The sequence below is a fragment of the Methylomarinum sp. Ch1-1 genome, from assembly GCF_030717995.2.
Lineage (GTDB): Bacteria > Pseudomonadota > Gammaproteobacteria > Methylococcales > Methylomonadaceae > Methylomarinum > Methylomarinum roseum.
Genome location: NZ_CP157743.1, coordinates 2,115,492 through 2,133,507, shown reverse-complemented (window position 1 = coordinate 2,133,507; position 18,016 = coordinate 2,115,492). Strand labels below are relative to the sequence as shown.

Below are 18,016 nucleotides of genomic sequence, written 5' to 3'. Positions count from 1 at the left end.
TGTTATTCAATGCATGGACTCTGCCTGATGGACATACCGCTTATGGTCTTAATCCCTTCATAAACAGGGCTGTTATTCAATCGATACGGCTGTGACCTTGGACACCCTAGTGGGGTCTTAATCCCTTCATAAACAGGGCTGTTATTCAATGTAAGTTATCTACTGGTTTGCACGGCGGTATTAGTCTTAATCCCTTCATAAACAGGGCTGTTATTCAATAGATAACGTAACTCGTGTGTTTGTGGACGATAAGTCTTAATCCCTTCATAAACAGGGCTGTTATTCAATAGCATGCAAGCAAAAAAGCTGATTAATCAAGCTATTACCCAGGTGCTTCACAAGTCTTAACACGTTCATCACCCTCATTAATCTTTGCCGCTCATCCATTTCTGAATTTGTGCTTTCATCTGTTTGATTTCACCCCCTTCAATCACTTTGATGTTATATTCCCGCGCCCGCTTTCGGGTGGCATCATCCAGTTTTCTGGCCGAAACCAGCCAGGCGTCGCCGAACAAACCGCCGGTGCGGCGATCCAGCGTATCCAGTTTATACAAAATGCCGTCGTTTTTAGGCGCTCCTTCCTTGAAAACGCTGGTTTTACATTCAACCATCAACAAGCGGTTGTCGTGCATAATCAAGCAATCCATTTCGTTGCGTATGTCATTCCTGGAATTGCCGGTCTCGGTAAAGAATACGTTAGCGTAGACCTGATCGCAACCCAGTTCGCTCGCCGTCAGCCAGACGTATTCCTCCAGCCAGCCGCCGCTGAGATATTGAGCGCCATCCGCCGTTTCAAAATACAATCGCTCCGGATTTTCTCTGTCCCATTGGCAAATACCCGCCTCCTGACACTTTTCCAAAGCGGTTTTCCAGTCGCCAAGCGGTGTTTTGCCGGCTATGAAACATTGTTCAGGCTTGGCCAGGGCCGGCGGTTTGCCCCGCTCTTGCTCCGCCAGAGCCTGATGGGCAAGCAGGTTGATCACATTCCAGTATTTTTCCAGTTGGTTTGAATGTTGCGCCAGCCAGAAACTCAGTAATCTTCGCTGCCTGGCCTTATCTTCCCAATCATTGTCTGCACGTTTGCGCACCTGTTTGTCCATGGACAACAAATAGCTTTCAATCGTCAATACCTTGTCAATGGCGATGGGCTGGCTTTTTTCCGGGTAAAGAATTTCAATCTGGCCGTGTCCTGTGTCGGTGTATAGCACGCGGTTGGCCCCGGCATGGAATACGTCATAAAAACCCAAGGCCATCAGTTTGGTGCCTCCGGTGGCGTGGTAGACGATAGGCCGGCCGGGAAAGCGGCGATTCAGATCATCTTCGATTTCCATGGCTCGGTCTATGATGGCTTCCAGGCCGACTCCTGGCACATCGTTGAATTGAATGATGTTTTCCGCTTGAAAACCGGCCAGGTTAGTCAAGAGTTTGACAAACTGTTTGGCGGTGGCTTGCATTGCGTTGGACACGGCCAGCGCGACGATGTCTGGTTTAAACTGCATGATGGGAATCAGATTGGCCTGAGCCTGGCCGGTGACGATGAGCAAGTGTATGTTCGAATTTTCCATGGATAGATCCAGATTAGGTTTGGGACATGATGCTATATCGCCCCATGCCGAAGGTGGTTTTGTTGCCGACGTGCAACCATTGGCCTTGTTGCAGCAAAGGCAGAAACGGTGTCAGGTTGCCTTGCAGGCGCAGAGTGCCGATCACGCCGCCAAAGGTCATTTTTTGCTTCTGTCGATGCGAATAGCGATCCCATTGATACCAGCTTAATTGATGATTAGCTTGAATTTGTTCGGCATGATCCGTCAATTCTTTGAAATTGGGCGCCTGATAATTCGGCGTATGAAACTCCTGTAATAAATAATAGCGCCGCACTAACGCCATTAAAAAATCCTTGCCGCGCATGGCCCCCGATAGCACTTTTCCATGGTGTTTGATACGCAGAGGCGTATGCAATTGCAGGTCAATACTATCGGTTGCAGGCAAAGGCTGCGGCGCGAAAGACGGCGTCGGCAGCAGCCGGTTGTCGCTGGCCGCCGGATAAATGATTTGTTCGACTGGCTGGCCCGGCTCGAAGACGACATTAATCAATTCAGCTTGAGCATGACCCGGTCCCAAGCCTGCTTTCAAGGCCCTTTGCCAGGCGTGAATGACGGTGGGTAAGTCGTCCAGCGCGCGGCCGATCAACACCAGATTGAAGCTGAAGTTTTCGCCGGATTGGAGCTGGCGACGCCCCATGGGCGGCGGTTCGATGACAAAGGCATTGGGTACTTGGCTGAACTGCTGAAACTCGCTATGCAGCGGCGGCGTTTCGAAGATTTTTGGATAGGTGCATTGCCGATACAACAGGCAGGACTTGCAATCGTTCATGCGGGTCACACAAACGCTTTTCCGCAAGGCGCGCCCGAAGGCGCCGCGCAACATGGAGCCGGAATAGTGGTTGAGATTCAAGGGCAGCAGCACTCGGCAATTGAATCGGTAGCGGTGAGTGGGGAGTTTATTCATGCCTTAGCCTTGCAGGTATTTCAGCACGTTTTGACTGCGCTGTTTGAATTTGCATTTTTTTTTGTTTTCGCCGGTAAAGTCGGGCATCCATTTGCCGGCATCCTCCATCAGCGTTTTGATTTTTTGTGCGACCACTTTGGCGTCTTCACCTTGCCAGGCGCCTTCTTCCAATGCTTGCAGCAAGCGGGTATCGTGTTCCGCAGCTTGAATAGGTTTGAGGAAGTCTTCAATTTTTTTGTCGATGGGACTCAGCGTAGCCTGCCGTCGTTGCTCGGCCAACGCTTGTGCTTGGCGCGCGAATGCAGCCTCTTGTTCATGAAGGAAGTTAGCATCCGGGCTGAAATAGCCATAACCAGCCGCGGTTTTGGCGCCTGCGCCCAGCCATTCCAGTGCATTGGTCAAGGCGTCGAATACGGCGTCCAGTTCTTCGGCCAGCGCCGGCAAACGGGGGGCGATGCCGAATACCAGCCGAGCTTTTTTGACGGCCAAAAACGGTATGGGCACCGGCTCGTGCCAATCGGCGGGGATGGCGTTGTCAACATTGCCTTGGTCGCCGTCGCTGTACCAGTCGCCCATGTGCGGCGTCATGATGTCACACAGGAGATTAGGCTTTTGATCGGGAATCGCATCAAAGAAAATGAAACCGCCAGTTTGCTCGGCGACATCGTCCTTGTTTTCGGTGCCAAACCAGCGTTTGAGGCGTTCTTTTTGTTCGGCTATCGGCAAGCCGTCGTCGTTATTTTCAACCCAGGCCCGCACCAGGCCTTTGACGGCGGAACCGGCCAGATACGGCACGCCCAAGGTGGGATGCCAGCTAAAACCGTTTTCGACCGGGTGCGGATTGCCCATGCCGGTCACAAAATGCCAATCGGTCTGGTAACGCTGGTTGCGTCCGTTAAGATGGCGAACCAACGCCGTTTGCCGTTCAGTGTATTCCGCCAGTTGCTTATCCTGCCCCACCGGGCCGGAAACGGTTTTGGTCCAATCGCGTTTAGCATCTTGATGGTCGTTGGGTTTGGGAATCTCCCAGTCCTGGTTATTTACTCGATAGCGATTGAAAAACCGGTCGAACCATAAGCCGGCGTGGGCGTTATCCGGCTTTTCCTCGTGGACGTGATAATTTTGATACAGCGGCGCACTCATGCGGCATCCTCGGCTAAAAAGGCTTTGGCGAATTTTTTGACCCAACTCATCAATACCAGCGCTTCGGCCTGGGCCAATTGGTAATGGCTCATATCCATTTGGGTAATGCCTTCCAGCGCATCGGCTTTGCCGGCATAGGGTTGGCCGGGTTGGCAAAGCCAGTCTGACACCAGTTGATAGAGTTGTTTGTATGACTCGCGATCATTGCTGCCTTTGACTCTGCAAAAGGCTAGCGCTTGTCCGAGACCATTCATGTGGACCATGGCGGGCAGGGCGCAGGCATTGCGGGTGAACTCTTTTTGCTGGTCAGGTTCGAGTTGCTCGGGCAAGGCTTTGATGTACTGCAAAGCAAAAGCTGCGCGTTGTTGCTGAATGGTTTGCGTCATAATCAGGCCTGTTGATGTTGGTTGATCGCCACTTTACACCAGCCCATGCCGACCGTTTCGTTACCGCCCAATTGCAGATAAGGCGATGCGCCCAGCAAGTCTTGAGTGATGCAATTTAGAATGGCATCGGCAGGCAGGCTGTTTTTATCATCGCGGGAGCGATAAGCGCTGAGGGCGCAATACAGCACGGTTTCCGGCGGCAGGGTTTCTTCGTACCACAATGCGCCTTTTCTAACGGTTTTGCTATTGTTGTCGATGGCGATATGCGCGGCGACGGACGTGGCGTAACGGGATAAGTAATTGAATTGATCGTTGTGTACGATGACCAGTTGCGCCGTGAGAGTTGATTCATCGATACCACTCAACCGGCTCAAAGTTTGAACCATGTTTGTCAGCTCGGCTTCTTCGGTGCTGAAACGGTATTCTTCCAGAAATAGATCATTACCATCGATTTCTGCTAACAAGACTTTTGTTTTGTCGATTTTTTGTGGCAATGCAAAATCCAGCGGGATACCCAGGCGCCGACCATCTCGTTGCAAGCGTTCCAAAATAGCCGGGCAGGTCACCCATTTGAAGTGACTGTTCAAAGAACGCACCGGGAGTAATAGCAGGCGGGCATCGCCCACCAGCAAGGCGCCGGCGTGTTCGGAAGCACTGTCGCTATCGGAATCGGGGCCGAATACAAATTTGATACTTGTGTTGTCCTTGCCGAATTTGTCTTCGGCCTTGGCACGCAGAGCACCCTTGACCGCCGAGCCGTAGACGCATGGCCAACTACTGTGGGCTTCGCGTTGAATGGGGAGATCAATACCCTCTACCGAGCCGCCGGCGCCTGCGTGTAAACTGGTTTCTGTCCAAAGTCCGATCAGTGCGTTGTTGCTTGTCATGTGTTTGTCCTTTTTTATACTTATGCGTTTATTGAATCGCGCCAATGGCCCAGAAGTATCTGCCCACGGCCAAACGCGGTGTCGTAGCCGATGCAGTGACCATGCAATTTATCTGTCAAGGTTTGCCAGTCGTAGTCCTGCCCCAGGCGACAAAACCAGGCGCTACCGGCGGGAATATAGCTTTTGACCGGCCGCGGCTGGTGGTTTTTCATATCCCAGCCGCCTTCGCGATGCACTTTGCCGATAACAGCGGCTTCTATGTTGATCTCGATGCCGTTGATCTGCCCGCGCCAAACGGTTTGTCCGTTTATGTCGGTCTGTACAAAATCTTCCGGATACCAATTACCGCCGAAATCGGCAGGGGTGATGAAATGCAGTAAAACGCTATTGACGGTTTTGACTCTGGCAAAGGGTAGTGTGTCAATGGTTGGTGACATCGATATGCTCGCCATGCGGCCCTCTCCACCTAAGCGCATCAAGGCCGGTTGCCGAGTATCCAGGAAAGGCAACAGTTCTTGCGGTAGACCTTGTACATCCAGTTCTATGTGTACTTGATCTTGCACACGCAGGTGGCGGGTTTGATAGAGCTTGCCGTCTATCACTGAACGACTGGCGTTGTTCCGGGCAATGCCTAAGCGGGGTTCGTGGCTAAATAGTTGCTCGGGCGCGATGATGTGCTGTGATTCCGGTGTTTTACCATTCAAGCATTGCGCGAGGCCACTGGGCGTAAGCCAACGTTGTTCCAGGGCTTTATAGCCCTTGCGGCCGGCCGGTAATTCAGGTAGACGCACATGCCCTAAGTCGCAACGCACGGTTTGTCCCGCTTGCAATCGCTGGAGGTCGGGCTTGCCGTCTAGGCTCCCTTGCATCAAATACAACGGCGCCGGGTAAAGACGCTGGTTTTTATAGACGATCCACGGGCCCTGTAATTGTAACTGCCCTAAACCCTCGCTACCGCCCAAGCTGGCGGTAAAGTCCAGACCGGATAGTTGATGAGATAAATTTTGCCAATTAATGCCGATGCGTTCGCCAATAAAGGTGCGCAAGGCGCCGGCCAGTGTTCGTACCGGTGGCGGGAACAGGCTGGCCAGCTCGCTAGCGCCAACTGCATCGTGCGGACGCGATTCGCGAAAAAACCAGGTATCCAACGCATGTAGTTGAAGTGTTACCCGCCCCTCTGCATTTATCAGTTCAGCATTGACTTGCACTGCTTGCGCCCGCTTCTGTTGCTGGCGCTGCTGCTTTCGGTAGTTGTTTTTTTTATGGGGCTTAGCCACGTTCCACTCCTTTTTGCGCCAGAAATCGAATCAGTTGTAGAGCACTAGGGTTGAGTTGATGGGTCGATTCAAAATACGGTTTATCGTTTTTCAATATGCGCTTGAACGGAAAACACTGGCTGAGAAGGTTGTCTATTCGAGTGATAGCCTGTTGCAGATTAATCCGTTTTTCTGAGTCTTTGACGAGATTTACGCCGGAATTGAGATATTCAGCCGCAATGAGCTGCCTCATGGCTGTTTGGTCGAATTCCTGACTAAGTTGCATCTCTCTTTGCTGGTCTTTGTTTTGCAAGCTGGCGAACCGCTCTTCCACATTAAAAAAGAAGCTATTGGAAAACGGAGTGTTTTGTTGGTCGCGTCGAAAATCACTGGCCAGCTGGTCGATGATGACTTCGCCTGTACTTGAGCATAAGGCTTTTTCCCACGGCATGGCCCATTGCAAATGCTGACCACCGGGCTTCCAGACCCGCACCGCAATGGCGTCCCGGCCGGTTTGTTCCTTGGCGATGTCATCTAGTAAATGATGGGCATCGCTCAATACCTTGCCTAAAGGCATGCGAATGTGGGCGTATTCGATCGCGCCGGATAAGGTGGTGTCGATGTCATCCCAAGCGGCAAAGCATTTCAGATAATGTTCGCGCAGGGCTTTGGCGCAATTGAGCGCCCATTCCAACGGCAATAAAGCCAGCACGTCATCGCCGCCGGCATAGATCAAAAAGCCGCTGTATTCGTCGACGATGGCTTGCACACCATTGGTAAACTTTTCCAGGCCCTTGCTGATGTTTTGCTGTTTGTCAGGATCGCTCATATGGCTGCCGAGCGAGTCGCCGTCCATCATTAATACAGCATAAAACGGGCTGACGGGCTCCAGGTTTTGTTCGTTGACCGATCGACGTAAATCGCTCAGTGCTTCTTTCACCTTTCGCGCCTGTTCTCGATCCTCGTAAATGTTTTTGTTGTCCAAGGCCGATTCAAAGAATACGTTGCCGTCCAGGCTCTTGGTGTTCCAAAACAGCTTGGAATCTTTACGCTGCATTAATACGCTATCGATACAATCCAATTGGGTGTCGTATTCCCCGTAGCTTTGGGTAAGCTTTTTGGCTGCATCATGAAAAAATTGCAGTTTGTTTTCCGGTGCATACCGTATCATTTGCGCCAACCAGGGTGCAGCGGCCATGTAGGCCACCGAAGGGACAGCTGAATTGACTTTCCAACCATGAAGCATCCAGTCCACGGGCATGGGTTCGACTAACTCCTCAAAATAGCGGGCAAAACGGCGCTTGATAAAAGCAATGGCGCATAGGTATTCGCTATCGCGTAAATCGGTTTTCATGCCATGTTTGCCGGTTTGGCGCAGTTGGTCCCAAAACAACTTGAGTCCTTTGGCATTGGGTGTGTCAATGCCGGACAATTCCTGCCAGCCGTCCATCATCATACATTTGACGCCTGCTTCAGCCGGCGGTAAATAAGTCCGCCAGTTTTTGCGCCTATCCAATAGATTGCTTTCGATTTCGTTGTCGGATAAAGCCCAACTGATTTCCCAAAAGGATTTAATCTGTCTGTCCCATATTTCACGAGTGATTGATGGCGCATCTGCCAAGTCTCGTTGCCAGACCAAATTTGCCAACGCTTCCCAGGCCTTTTGAATGCTATTGGTCACTAATTCCGGTTTGAAATCGGTAGGCACCTTGGCCAAGCCTCCTTTAAAGCGATTGGGTACGCAGCCTTGTTGCGGAGGCGTACCTTTCCCTTTCTGCTCCAACCAATCGAGGTAGCTGTCGCTAACTTTAGGGAAAATAATCTCGCCGCCTTGCTTCTGCACGGCCTGCATGGCGACTGCCGACAACCAGGACAACAAAAAAGAACCCGCCCAAAAATCCCGAGTACGACGCGCCTGGGCGACAAATCCCTGCACGGGGCCTAGGGTGAAGTGGAAGTATTGAGCGGTCATGGATAAACCCTTTCCAATGTATTCATAAAGTCCAGAATAGGACGGTAAAACCCCAGTTCCTTACCTTCGGGGTAATCTGGGTGAAATTGCGCAGGAATCAGAGTCGCCATGGCTACAAATTGATTGCCAATGGGATGGATATGTAGCAGTAAAGGACTGCTGCGGCGATTGTTTTCATCCGAGGAGCCTTTATTACCTGCCAAGGGTAAGCCAAATGGCAGTTTGGCCATGCCTTTTCCGGCTTTTTTTCGTGCTTCTTTATACGCCCCTCCCAATTGATCCATCAGCCGTCTAGGATCAGGTGCTTCTCCAGCTTTGGCAACTTGAATGGCGTCATTGAGTGCAGTGATTAAGGGCATGGATGGAGCCAACTGGATAGAGGCTATTTGTTTTTTTAGGATCTCAAAGTAGTCTTCGCTATTTTGAAAATTAAACGTTTTCTCGTTTAGGGATGTAATGGCCACTGAACCAAAGCCACGTCTGGCGCGACTGCCTAAACCCCCTAGTAATCCGAATAACATCAGACTATGTTGTAATTGCTGCACCTGATCAGAGCTAATGGCCGGTTTTAATGACAGACATACTGTGAATTTGCCCTGCTTAATGGCCCATCGATGTGGTTGACCGTTACGCGTGGCATCCAGGCCATAACCTAAAAAACCGGCGCCGGCATCGTTATTTTTAGGCCATTTTTTTTCAGTACCTTGGGGATCAATCTGCTTTAATCTGAGTTGGAATAAACCTTGGCCATAAGCATCATCTCTGGCCGCTGCGCCAAATAACTTTGCCTCGTCACGATACAGCGCTTTAAGCGCTAAATGGGCATTACCCTCATTGGATTTAAGACAATCGCCCCATTGTTGAGCTCGCCACCAAAAACGCAATGCGCCTTTGACAGAGGGGGGACGTATCTCAGGTTCATCATTCTGATGGGCGCCGCCGATGAACATCGGGGTGACTATTTCGTACTGCGCTTCAATAGTTTGCATAATGGGATGTACTTAAATATTCAGGCAACAAAAGTGATCTGCTCTTCGGTCAGGGCAATGTGATATTGGCGGTTGTTATTGTTGCCAGTGCTTTGCACGATGAAAGGCTGCGCGGCATGTTTGCCCAAACTGTTTTCAAAACTACGTTTTATCAGGCTGATGCGTTCCGATATCCATTGATTAGGCATGCCGCCCTCAAGTGCCTTTTGTGTACGATCGCCGTCTTTCGCTTCATTCACATTCTGGGCATAGAAAGCCAAAAACTCCCTGGCGTAATCCGAGTTGTTATCGCTAGGCAAACGCTTGACGGGATCGCCTTTGATAGACCGCTCCAGTAACCATCGATAGAAAATAAAATTCACCTCCTGAGGGGCGACTTTAATATCAGACACCCAAAAGCATCGCTTGACTGTATCAATACGTAATTGAGGGGCTTGCTCGATTTGGCGCACAAATTTAATACTTTCACTGAAGGTGGTTTTACCCTCCAATAAGTGTGGCGGAATCCCTCCGCGTAGACGAACAAAGGGAATTTCGGCCAGCATGACTTCCGCATCCTTGGCGTTTAGCGCATGATTGTCCTTGTCGTGAATAACGTGACTGTCCGGCGTGGGGTAGAAAAAGTCTTTCAGGCTTTCGTATCGATCGGTCACCAGTACGTGCGATAGTCTGTCCTGCGCCCGTCCGTACAAACTCAGCGCATAACCTAGGTAGTAGCCCATGGTCTTACGACCGCCGGCAATCGAAACGTGAAGGCTGGCATCATCGTCGCGGGTCAGTTTACTGACGATGGCGGTAATAAAATCGGCCGCGGCCTCGTTTTGTTCTGGCGTTTTGATGTCATCTAACGCCAAGCCGTTGCTGTCTTCTATCACGTGAATGTTTTTTTCCGGAAAACGGATTTCGGGCAAGCAGTAATCCTTGCACAATTGCCAAAATTTCCCGCTGTTTTCGTCCAGCAATTGCAATTTAGCCTGCTGGGCGCCGGATTGAGTAGTGATCAAATGAATCTCGGTCGGAATGAATGGTTCCGTTTGCTTCGTCACCAGACTGTAAAGCGTTTCTGTGACAATTTGCGGTGACATGCCGCTAACGGCCAGCAAAACTCGTTTTGGAAATTTATTGGGTTGTTGCATGGTCTTCCTTTCCCTTTATTGTTATTTCAGGCGTTTGAGCAAGCCTAGTTCAAAATTTAACGTCTTGAGCTCAGTTTCGTCAAGCACTTTACCTTCGGGTAATCGTTGCGGCAACCGCAAAATCAATGCTTGATCCCCTGGTTGCATCTTGATATGAATGCGATTGGCGGGAATGGGGACATTAAGGATTTGGCTGAGCACATTAGCGCTTGCTGCATGCCCAATAGCTGAAACGAATCCGGTCTCAAGTATTGACCGAGCATCATTAATCGTCAAAGGACCAGAAAATTCCCAAAGTCCGTATTCCGTCAATACCGGTGTGTTGATAATATAAAGCACCATGTTCATCTGCTTACGAAAGATTAAACCTAAATTAGCATTGGCATCGCCAACATTCTTGGAAAATATCTTTGACCGATTATTTCCATTGGTCGAGATTAAACCAACAATCCGAAGAAAATACACATTTAACAAATTTGTTAACACCTTAATCGCTTCCTTGCTTGGGTTTAAATTGAGATGATATGAGGAATGCTAGGTTGAAAGAGATTTAAACGTTTGTTGATGGACTTAGAAATTATCACAAAGGCGATGGAGTTTTTCTGTAGGGCATCTCAACCCAATTTAAATTTGATGTGTCAACACTTTTCCGGGCACATGATTACACAGCTTTTTGCTGCATTTCGTAGTCCACCGGTGACAAATAGTCATTGGCAGAATGAAGGCGTTCTCGATTATACCCACGGGGCACAAGTACCCGCGGGGCACAAGTAAAAGACCTCAATATATTCAAAAATCGCCTGCTTACCTTCTTCACGAGTTTTAAATCGACAGTGATGCGTCAATTCCGTTTTCAAGGTATGAAAAAAACTTTCGGACACGCTCATCCCAGCAGTTTCCTTTACGACTCATCGATTGAACGACATGATGCTCCTTTAAAATCGCGCGATGGCTATCAGAAGCATACTGGCTGCCGCGATCGGTATGCCAGACAAGCCCTTTCTCGGGTTTGCGCTTCCACAGAGCCATTAATAAAGCGTCATTGACTAAGCTTGGCCTTCATCCGACTATCCATCGACCAGCCGACCACCTTTCTGGAAAACAAGTCAATGACCACCGCCAAACACGACCGAAGGAAGTCCCTGTGGGACAACCAGCCTTCATCGGTGGCAATGTAGGTAAAATCGCCCACATGAACGATCCAGTTGTGAGACGGTTTGTGTCTGTCCAGTAAGTTTGGCGCAATCGGCTTGGCATGCTTGGAGTCGGTTGTAGCTTTAAATTTTTTCTTGGTTTTACAGGCCAGCCCTGCTTGATTGCTGCAGACGATTGATCGAGTCGCCGGTGCCATCTTGGTCGAGTGACTCAATGAATTCACACACAGCGCCTACAACAAGCGCACCGTCATAAGACCATCATAGACCTCTAAATCTGTTTCCGATGGCTCTATACGTTTCGAGATGTTCTTGGCAATCTCCCCGAACTTAACGATCTGCCAGCCGGGTGGAAAGGATGAAGGCTGAAGGCGAAAGGATGAATTTTGTGAAGAATCGTTTTTCATTTATCACCTCGCTTGTTACTTGCGTTTTTCGCACAAGTGATGAGTATTGCTGTCAACTCTCCAGCTTCATTCATCAGTTCCGACAGTTTCTGCTCATACTGCAAAGGTGTCTGACCCTTTTGTGCACTTTTGTGCAAAAAGGTGCAAAGGTGTCTGACCCTTTTGGGTTTTGACCTTTTTGGGTTTTTTCTTTACCTTGATTTATCGTCTATTGACGGAGTTCTTTGAACGCCGCTGAAATGACGCGAACAGAGGAACGAATTAACAGTAAGACGAGACCGATTGCCACCACCATATCGGGCCAACCTGAACCGGTTAACCAAACGGCGCCGGCCGCTATAAAAACTGACAAGTTGGATGCAATGTCGTTGCGCGAACATTCCCAGACCGAACTCATATTGACATCTTCGTGACGATGCCGCCAAAGCAAGAAAAGACAAAGACCGTTGGCAGTCAGACCGAGCAGGCTAAAAACGCCCATCACTTCGAAGATGGGCAGACTGGGAACATAGAGCTTGTAAATAATCTGGGCGATGACTGTGGCGGAAGCCAGCGCTATCAGTAACCCTTTGAACAAGGCAACCTTGGCCTTGACGGTAGCGTCCCTCGATACCGCATACAGGCTAAGAGCATAAGTTAATGCATCGCCTAGATTATCGAGGCTGTCGGCCAGCAACGAGGTCGATTCGCCATACAAGGCCGCGCCGGCAATGACGAAGAACATCACAGCATTGATGGCGAGAACGATTTGTAACGTGCCGCGCTGACGTTCGCGCATGCGTTCTAAAGAACAGTTATTGTCGCAACAACCAGCCATAGGAATCCCGGGAACTGAGCGAAATACTCATTTCGAATGAAAAGAACAACTATATTTGAGACTGCAGATAGTTTTGCAAGCCGATTTTTCCGATCACCCCCAATTGTTGTTCCAGCCAGTAAGCATGATCTTCCTCGGTGTCTTCGAGCATGACTTCTAGGATTTCCCGCGTCTGATAGTCCTTGACTGATTCGCAATAGGCGATGACTTCTTTCAGCGCATTCACCACCTGAATTTCCAGCTTGAGGTCGTTTTCCAGCATCTGCTGAACGTCGCTGCCGATATTCAATGGAGCGCGTTTGGACAAAGCGGGCGTTCCTTCCAAAAACAAGATGCGACGAATCAACTGGTCGGCATGTTGGGTTTCCTCGGTCATTTCATGATCGATACGCTCATAGAGCTTCCCGAACCCCCAATCATGATACATGCGGGAATGGATAAAATACTGATCCATCGCGGTCAGTTCCCCGGCCAGGAGTTGGTTGAGTTTTTCGATAACTTTGGGATCGCCTTTCATCGGAATCTTCTCTTTTTTAATGTGCGTCGGTTATCAATGTTAATCTTTTGCCGTAAAGCGGGCAAATAAACACGATTGCTTGTTTGTCGGCGCCGCCATATCGGAATCACCCCACTTAGGGCCAGAACCAGTAACGACAGCCCAAACAATAACAAGACAGGATAACGGAATATATCGAACATACGACCGCTGTGCAGCGGATACAACCAGTCGAGCCAGTGTGATAAGGGCTTTTCTAGTTGTAGGATTTGACCATTTTGTCTGTCTAAATATATACGCCCGCTATCCTGGTAGCGTGCCATAACGACTCCTTGAGTAGGATGATCGATATAAACACGCTCTAGAGAACTTGCCGGATAGATATTTTTTGCGATCGCCAGCAGTTCTTGAATACTGAGTACAGTTTGCGGTCGGGTAAATAAAGGTGCGTCCGGCGCGGGTTTCAACCATCGCTGCAACGGCGCCGCATAATTCAACAAGGCGCCACATAGCGTGAAAGCTGCAAGAAATCCTCCAAGGGTAAAACCGATCCGTCTGTGGTAACACATGCTTTTCTTTTTCCCAGATATCGCTTTATATAGTCGTAGACCGAACAGCCAGAGAAGAAACACGGCTCCACCACAAAGACTGAAAAGAAACTGCCCAATTGTTCCTAACCATTTGCCTTGATGAAACTGATAAAGCTTGTCCAACCAGTCTTTCTCAGAAGCAGCACGAATACGGATGATTTTCCCGGTGCCCGGGTGTAGAAACGCGAACAGTTTTTCGTGATCCCCTTGCACCAGAACTCTGGCCGTCTGTCGATTTGAACTCGGCAGATACAGACGTATTAGGCGCATATCCGGTTTAGTCCGCTGAATCGTTTCAATCAGTTCGATGGGCGGTAAAGCCGTTTGCACCGGTTCATCCAACGCATAAGGCTCAGCGCTATAACGCAATTGGTCGAAAAAGATCAGCACCAAACCGCTGCCGGAAATCGCTAACAACGGAACAATCAGCAACAGTCCCAAGCGTCGATGCAGGCGGTAACAAAAAGCTAAGCTCAAACGCATGCCGGCACGCCTGTCCGATAAGACTCCAAATGCGCTTTAAAAGCCCTAAAAGCCACGCCGCGATCGTCTCCTAGCAAAAAGGCCTGAACATTTTGGATTTTCCAATCGTTAAATTGCTGCGGATTGCGTGGAACCGTGCAAAAGGCACCCGCTTTGTTCGACAGGTTGTTGCGATGTTTTGTACCGCCTGCACGATTTCGGGATGGGTAAATTAACCGGGTACACCATAGGATTCAGACAGATCCACCGCCCCCTCCAACACCATATCGATACCCGGAACCGACAATATCCGCTTCAAATTGTCTACTCCGCTCCGGTCTTCTATCATGATCGCAACCAAAATTTCCACATTCGCTCGTTCGAAGTGTGCAAAGGTGTCTGACCCTTTTGGGTTCTCGTTTCAAAGGTGTCTGACCCTTTTGGGTTTCTTTAAAAGCCCTAAAAGCCACGCCGCGATCGTCTCCTAGCAAAAAGGCCTGAACATTTTGGATTTTCCAATCGTTAAATTGTTGCGGATTGCGTGGAACCGTGCAAAAGGCACCCGCTTTGTTCGACAGGTTGTTGCGATGTTTTGTACCGCCTGCACGATTTCGGGATGGGTAAATTGACCGGGTACACCATAGGATTTAGACAGATCCACCGCCCCCTCCAACACCATATCGATACCCGGAACCGAAAATATCTGCTCCAAATTGCCTACTCCGCTCCGGTCTTCTATCATGATCGCAACCAAAATTTCCACATTCGCTCGTTCGAAGTGTGCAAAGGTGTTGTGCAAAGGTGTCTGACCCTTTTGGGTTCCGACCCTTTTGGGTTCCTTTTGGGGTCTCGTTTCAAAGGTGTCTGACCCTTTTGGGTTCCTTTTGGGTTTTAAGGTGTCTGACCCTTTTGGGTTTTAAGGTGTCTGACCCTTTTGGGTTTTACTTTTGGGTTTTATTGACGGAGTTCTTCGGTTTCAAAGGTGTCTGACCCTTTTGGGTTCTTTTGGGTTTCGGATTCCTCGAACCGGATTCGTGTAACTCGGTTTCCGTGATCACGCTGCGCGCACCGGGATAAGTCTTAATCGTCTCATCACTGGGCACACCGAGCCAGTCGCCGGTCACGGTCACCGTGTCCAATTGCGAAGCTTCGTTAGGGTGTTGTGCCGAGCCTTCGGTTGTTGAATCCGCTTGCGAAGCTCCCTTAACAGGCAAAGCGATCAACGCCAAGTACATTGCTGTAGTCAGCCGATTAGGCCGAAATTTAATAAACATGAGTCCTCCATCGAAGAAGATGCTGAGTCGTATGGCTGGCTATACATCTTGCGGAGGCAAGTCTTGTCTTGGCTGGCTGTAGTGGGTTTATGGGTTATTTGGTCAAAATGAGCTTTCCTCTGCTGGTCAGACGTAAACGATACTCCTCTCCATCGTGCTCGATCACGACAGTACTGGCAGTTGCAAACAACTCGGAACTGAACAATCGCTGTTCAGTGTTGTTTTTTATTTTAGAAGCATCACTATTTCTAGCGTTTAAAGAATCGTTGTTGCGTTTCATTGCCAATGTGAAGATGCGCACACAGTTAACAGTGCATTTGCTTAGAGACTGGTGAAAATGATTTATATTTATTTTAAACGATAATGGTTCTTATTCGCAATAAATATTTATCAATATAACTAGAGATTTATAAGGGCACCCGCAGAATTTGGAAAATAGTACGCCAAGGCTCCCGAATGAATCAGTAGCATAAGTGACGGGCGTATGCGTATCAGGTCGAAGTTATCCCTATATAAGTGTGTCTCGATGACTTTTTTCCAAATATTTAAAACTTGCTAAACAGCACTGACCTGACGGGTTTCTAATTTCACAAGCACATTCCCCGGCTTGAGTGCGCTGTATGACGAAAGCTTTGATCGAACCTGCCTGGTGATCTTTTAACGCCGATAAATACTGCTCGGCATTAATATCAAAACAGTAACAAAGCGCGTCGCTTTGAATGGCTTGATAGCTTCTTAGATGCCGTTTAAGAATGGTGTTGCCCGCGTTGGAGAAGTAAGCAATCGAGCAGGTTTTTGCCGGACAAAAATAATAGCTGTCCGTGATGAGTGCTTGATTCTCTGGAAACCGGACTTGATGGTAAAGCGTAGACATACCAACACCTATACAAGTGGCGCCGCATTCAGGACAAATCTGTTTGGTTTTGGGGGATGTATTTGGGCAGCCGCAATCTGACATAGGCCATCGTATCCTAGGATTTATCGAGAAACAGGCGTCGCGAGGGAACCTGGATAACCAGCATCCGTCGTGGCTTTGATTAAGGCTGCACTATCAGTTTTTTTGCTATCGAAGACTACTATGGCTGTTTTTGAATCGTAATCGACGGTCACTAACTGAATACCATCGACTTTCTGCAAAGCTTTTTTGATGGTGACTGTACACATAGCGCAAGTCATATTTTCTATATTCAGCGTCACCGTTTGCTGTTGGTTTGGCTGTGTGAGAATCATTTCAGTACGCGCAATCGGTATCCACAGTATGCTAGAGAACAAGCATACAATTAACAAGCTGGATTTAATAGCCATATCGAAATTTTCTTAAGCCATGAAAAAAGGCGCTAACCAGGGAAAGGCCAGCAGTATCAAAATAAATGTGGAACCCAGCCAAAAAAATAGGCGTTGTCGTCGTTGGATGTCGGATGTGGCGCAAATTTTTCCCGCCTCACAGCGGTAAGACGCTAGATACAGTTTTCGATAGCCGAGCCCTATAAAAATCAGGGTCAAGATAATGAAAAATGGCCGGGCGGGTTCCATAGCCGTCATCGTGCTGATCCACGCGCCGCTAATGCCCAATGACAATAGCAAAAATGGCCCGACACAGCAGGCCGAAGCCCCTACAGCGGCTAAAAGAGCGCCGATACCCAACCATGAGGGGGAATAAACAGGCGTTTTAGAGTCTGTATTCATGCAAATCTCCTAAGCCAAACTGTGCTTATTTATTGGCAAGGAGTCTAAACCCTGTTGTCTAGAACAGAGTCAAGTGAATGACGATGTCTTATTTTTAAAATCAGGGGTGGGTTGACGCATCATCGCTAAATGCATCGAGAATAGCGCAGCGCGCGACTGAAGCGGTCTGTTGACAATCGTTGACTAGGGTTCCCAATACTCGGCGGAGAGCCGTCAAATCCTTGATTTGTTGATCGATCTGCTGGCATTTTTGCTCGGCGAGTTGTCGTACTTCGACACAATGCGCCCCATCAAGCGATAGCAAGGCGGCAATTTCTTTCAAGGTAAATCCAACCTGTTGAGCGCGTTTGATAAAGCGTATTCGCGTAATCGCATTAGCCGGATAAGATCGATAACCGCTATCTGGTTTCGCAGGTTCCGTCAGTAGACCAATGCGTTGATAGTGACGGATGGTTTCGATGGTCACTTCGGTTTGTTTAGCAAGTTTGCCGATGGTCAAAGTTGGCATTTTTAGATTTTCTCCCTTAAGTAACCGGTGGAAATATTTATGCATGCGCCGCAAGCCGAAGCGCCCTACTACGTTAATATCGTCCATCGCGCCGCCGCGCTGATGTACGCTATTTTCGCTACAGCCAGTGTCTTTCTGGCAGCCGTCAACACCCTTGCAGTTATCCCCCCTACTCTTTTTCGCCGTCGCGATCGTCGATCTCGGCATAACGAGCGAAAGCGATAACAGCATGCGCGATTCCACCGATCGAACCAAGGACTATTTTTCTTCTTATAACCTGCTGACGAAAGCCGAGATCGGCGGTTTTGCGGCATTGTTATTCGGCTTTTTTCTGCGTCTATGGGG

20 protein-coding genes, 2 pseudogenes and 1 CRISPR repeat array (1 of these 23 running past the window's edge) are annotated in these 18,016 nt (G+C 49.1%); all 22 genes and pseudogenes read right to left on the bottom strand.

The features are described 5' to 3' along the window. A CRISPR array of direct repeats spans nucleotides 1-288; the repeat unit is 36 nt; unit sequence GTCTTAATCCCTTCATAAACAGGGCTGTTATTCAAT; it reaches 437 nt to the left of the window's first position. Nucleotides 289-365: 77 nt separating this feature from the next. Continuing rightward, nucleotides 366-1,565: a Card1-like endonuclease domain-containing protein gene (locus Q9L42_RS09990; protein ID WP_305908580.1), complete on the bottom strand. Its 1,200-nt coding sequence runs from the start codon at nucleotides 1,563-1,565 to the stop codon at nucleotides 366-368. A 13-nt stretch (nucleotides 1,566-1,578) separates the two neighbouring features. Beyond that, the gene (gene cas6 / locus Q9L42_RS09985; RefSeq protein ID WP_305908581.1) at nucleotides 1,579-2,508 is read right to left on the bottom strand and encodes a CRISPR system precrRNA processing endoribonuclease RAMP protein Cas6; all 930 of its coding nucleotides are present in this window, start codon (nucleotides 2,506-2,508) and stop codon (nucleotides 1,579-1,581) included. A gap of 3 nt (nucleotides 2,509-2,511) precedes the next feature. Next, entirely contained in the window at nucleotides 2,512-3,651 is a 1,140-nt protein-coding gene (gene cmr6 / locus Q9L42_RS09980) for a type III-B CRISPR module RAMP protein Cmr6 (protein ID WP_349432706.1), read from the bottom strand. Further along, the gene (cmr5, locus tag Q9L42_RS09975; protein ID WP_305908584.1) at nucleotides 3,648-4,037 is read right to left on the bottom strand and encodes a type III-B CRISPR module-associated protein Cmr5; all 390 of its coding nucleotides are present in this window, start codon (nucleotides 4,035-4,037) and stop codon (nucleotides 3,648-3,650) included. Before cmr5 ends, cmr6 begins: the two co-directional genes overlap by 4 nt. A 2-nt stretch (nucleotides 4,038-4,039) precedes the next feature. After that, nucleotides 4,040-4,924, bottom strand: coding sequence for a type III-B CRISPR module RAMP protein Cmr4 (gene cmr4, locus Q9L42_RS09970; RefSeq protein ID WP_305908585.1), 885 nt, complete (start codon nucleotides 4,922-4,924; stop codon nucleotides 4,040-4,042). 20 nt (nucleotides 4,925-4,944) lie between these two features. Next, nucleotides 4,945-6,201, bottom strand: a complete 1,257-nt coding sequence (locus Q9L42_RS09965) for a type III-B CRISPR module-associated protein Cmr3 (RefSeq protein ID WP_305908586.1) — start codon at nucleotides 6,199-6,201, stop codon at nucleotides 4,945-4,947. Then, nucleotides 6,194-8,152, bottom strand: coding sequence for a type III-B CRISPR-associated protein Cas10/Cmr2 (gene cas10, locus Q9L42_RS09960; RefSeq protein ID WP_305908587.1), 1,959 nt, complete (start codon nucleotides 8,150-8,152; stop codon nucleotides 6,194-6,196). Before cas10 ends, Q9L42_RS09965 begins: the two co-directional genes overlap by 8 nt. Continuing rightward, a complete protein-coding gene (gene cmr1, locus Q9L42_RS09955) occupies nucleotides 8,149-9,141 on the bottom strand; it encodes a type III-B CRISPR module RAMP protein Cmr1 (protein ID WP_349432705.1) in 993 nt (330 codons plus the stop codon). The genes cas10 and cmr1 overlap by 4 nt, the downstream gene beginning before the upstream one ends. Before the next feature lie 20 nt (nucleotides 9,142-9,161). Beyond that, on the bottom strand, nucleotides 9,162-10,277 hold the full coding sequence (gene csm6 / locus Q9L42_RS09950; protein ID WP_305908590.1) for a CRISPR-associated ring nuclease Csm6: 1,116 nt from the start codon (nucleotides 10,275-10,277) through the stop codon (nucleotides 9,162-9,164). 21 nt (nucleotides 10,278-10,298) lie between these two features. Then, nucleotides 10,299-10,763, bottom strand: coding sequence for an STIV orfB116 family protein (locus Q9L42_RS09945; RefSeq protein ID WP_349432704.1), 465 nt, complete (start codon nucleotides 10,761-10,763; stop codon nucleotides 10,299-10,301). Nucleotides 10,764-10,938: 175 nt separating this feature from the next. Continuing rightward, nucleotides 10,939-11,586: pseudogene (locus Q9L42_RS09940) on the bottom strand (IS3 family transposase); the annotation flags it as partial. Nucleotides 11,587-11,664: 78 nt separating this feature from the next. Continuing rightward, nucleotides 11,665-11,838 (bottom strand): hypothetical protein, encoded by a 174-nt coding sequence (locus tag Q9L42_RS09935; protein ID WP_349432703.1) that lies wholly within the window; start codon nucleotides 11,836-11,838, stop codon nucleotides 11,665-11,667. Nucleotides 11,839-12,046: 208 nt separating this feature from the next. Next, a complete protein-coding gene (locus Q9L42_RS09930; protein WP_305908591.1) occupies nucleotides 12,047-12,616 on the bottom strand; it encodes a cation transporter in 570 nt (189 codons plus the stop codon). A gap of 88 nt (nucleotides 12,617-12,704) precedes the next feature. After that, nucleotides 12,705-13,172, bottom strand: coding sequence for a bacterioferritin (gene bfr, locus Q9L42_RS09925; protein ID WP_305908592.1), 468 nt, complete (start codon nucleotides 13,170-13,172; stop codon nucleotides 12,705-12,707). After that, entirely contained in the window at nucleotides 13,169-14,224 is a 1,056-nt protein-coding gene (locus tag Q9L42_RS09920; protein WP_305908593.1) for a PepSY-associated TM helix domain-containing protein, read from the bottom strand. The genes bfr and Q9L42_RS09920 overlap by 4 nt, the downstream gene beginning before the upstream one ends. 211 nt (nucleotides 14,225-14,435) lie before the next feature. Next, nucleotides 14,436-14,573 carry an aldolase/citrate lyase family protein gene (locus tag Q9L42_RS09915; protein WP_305908594.1) on the bottom strand — a complete coding sequence of 46 codons (138 nt, stop codon included), beginning with the start codon at nucleotides 14,571-14,573 and terminating at the stop codon, nucleotides 14,436-14,438. Nucleotides 14,574-14,687: 114 nt separating this feature from the next. Beyond that, nucleotides 14,688-14,966, bottom strand: a complete 279-nt coding sequence (locus tag Q9L42_RS09910) for an aldolase/citrate lyase family protein (RefSeq protein ID WP_305908595.1) — start codon at nucleotides 14,964-14,966, stop codon at nucleotides 14,688-14,690. Between the two features lie 178 nt (nucleotides 14,967-15,144). Continuing rightward, complete coding sequence (locus tag Q9L42_RS09905; RefSeq protein ID WP_305908596.1) at nucleotides 15,145-15,477, bottom strand: hypothetical protein; 333 nt, start codon at nucleotides 15,475-15,477, stop codon at nucleotides 15,145-15,147. Nucleotides 15,478-15,571: 94 nt separating this feature from the next. After that, the gene (gene hemP / locus Q9L42_RS09900; protein ID WP_305908597.1) at nucleotides 15,572-15,757 is read right to left on the bottom strand and encodes a hemin uptake protein HemP; all 186 of its coding nucleotides are present in this window, start codon (nucleotides 15,755-15,757) and stop codon (nucleotides 15,572-15,574) included. A 228-nt stretch (nucleotides 15,758-15,985) separates the two neighbouring features. Continuing rightward, a complete protein-coding gene (locus Q9L42_RS09895) occupies nucleotides 15,986-16,435 on the bottom strand; it encodes a putative iron-sulfur cluster-binding metallochaperone (protein ID WP_305908598.1) in 450 nt (149 codons plus the stop codon). Nucleotides 16,436-16,455: 20 nt separating this feature from the next. After that, nucleotides 16,456-17,163: pseudogene (locus tag Q9L42_RS09890) on the bottom strand (MerT/CopZ fusion-like heavy metal transport selenoprotein). Nucleotides 17,164-17,263: 100 nt separating this feature from the next. Further along, the gene (locus tag Q9L42_RS09885; protein WP_305908600.1) at nucleotides 17,264-17,902 is read right to left on the bottom strand and encodes a MerR family transcriptional regulator; all 639 of its coding nucleotides are present in this window, start codon (nucleotides 17,900-17,902) and stop codon (nucleotides 17,264-17,266) included. Nucleotides 17,903-18,016 lie beyond the last annotated feature (114 nt).

Bases quoted from the DNA above. Each gene is read 5' to 3' on its own strand.
- cas6 (WP_305908581.1), bottom strand. From the start codon at position 2,508: ATGAATAAACTCCCCACTCACCGCTACCGATTCAATTGCCGAGTGCTG.
- csm6 (WP_305908590.1), bottom strand. From the start codon at position 10,277: ATGCAACAACCCAATAAATTTCCAAAACGAGTTTTGCTGGCCGTTAGC.
- Q9L42_RS09990 (WP_305908580.1), bottom strand. From the start codon at position 1,565: ATGGAAAATTCGAACATACACTTGCTCATCGTCACCGGCCAGGCTCAG.
- Q9L42_RS09935 (WP_349432703.1), bottom strand. From the start codon at position 11,838: ATGAAAAACGATTCTTCACAAAATTCATCCTTTCGCCTTCAGCCTTCA.
- cmr5 (WP_305908584.1), bottom strand. From the start codon at position 4,037: ATGACGCAAACCATTCAGCAACAACGCGCAGCTTTTGCTTTGCAGTAC.
- Q9L42_RS09895 (WP_305908598.1), bottom strand. From the start codon at position 16,435: ATGTCAGATTGCGGCTGCCCAAATACATCCCCCAAAACCAAACAGATT.
- hemP (WP_305908597.1), bottom strand. From the start codon at position 15,757: ATGAAACGCAACAACGATTCTTTAAACGCTAGAAATAGTGATGCTTCT.
- Q9L42_RS09930 (WP_305908591.1), bottom strand. From the start codon at position 12,616: ATGCGCGAACGTCAGCGCGGCACGTTACAAATCGTTCTCGCCATCAAT.
- Q9L42_RS09920 (WP_305908593.1), bottom strand. From the start codon at position 14,224: ATGCGTTTGAGCTTAGCTTTTTGTTACCGCCTGCATCGACGCTTGGGA.
- cmr6 (WP_349432706.1), bottom strand. From the start codon at position 3,651: ATGAGTGCGCCGCTGTATCAAAATTATCACGTCCACGAGGAAAAGCCG.
- cas10 (WP_305908587.1), bottom strand. From the start codon at position 8,152: ATGACCGCTCAATACTTCCACTTCACCCTAGGCCCCGTGCAGGGATTT.
- cmr4 (WP_305908585.1), bottom strand. From the start codon at position 4,924: ATGACAAGCAACAACGCACTGATCGGACTTTGGACAGAAACCAGTTTA.
- cmr1 (WP_349432705.1), bottom strand. From the start codon at position 9,141: ATGCAAACTATTGAAGCGCAGTACGAAATAGTCACCCCGATGTTCATC.
- bfr (WP_305908592.1), bottom strand. From the start codon at position 13,172: ATGAAAGGCGATCCCAAAGTTATCGAAAAACTCAACCAACTCCTGGCC.
- Q9L42_RS09905 (WP_305908596.1), bottom strand. From the start codon at position 15,477: ATGTTTATTAAATTTCGGCCTAATCGGCTGACTACAGCAATGTACTTG.
- Q9L42_RS09885 (WP_305908600.1), bottom strand. From the start codon at position 17,902: ATGCTGTTATCGCTTTCGCTCGTTATGCCGAGATCGACGATCGCGACG.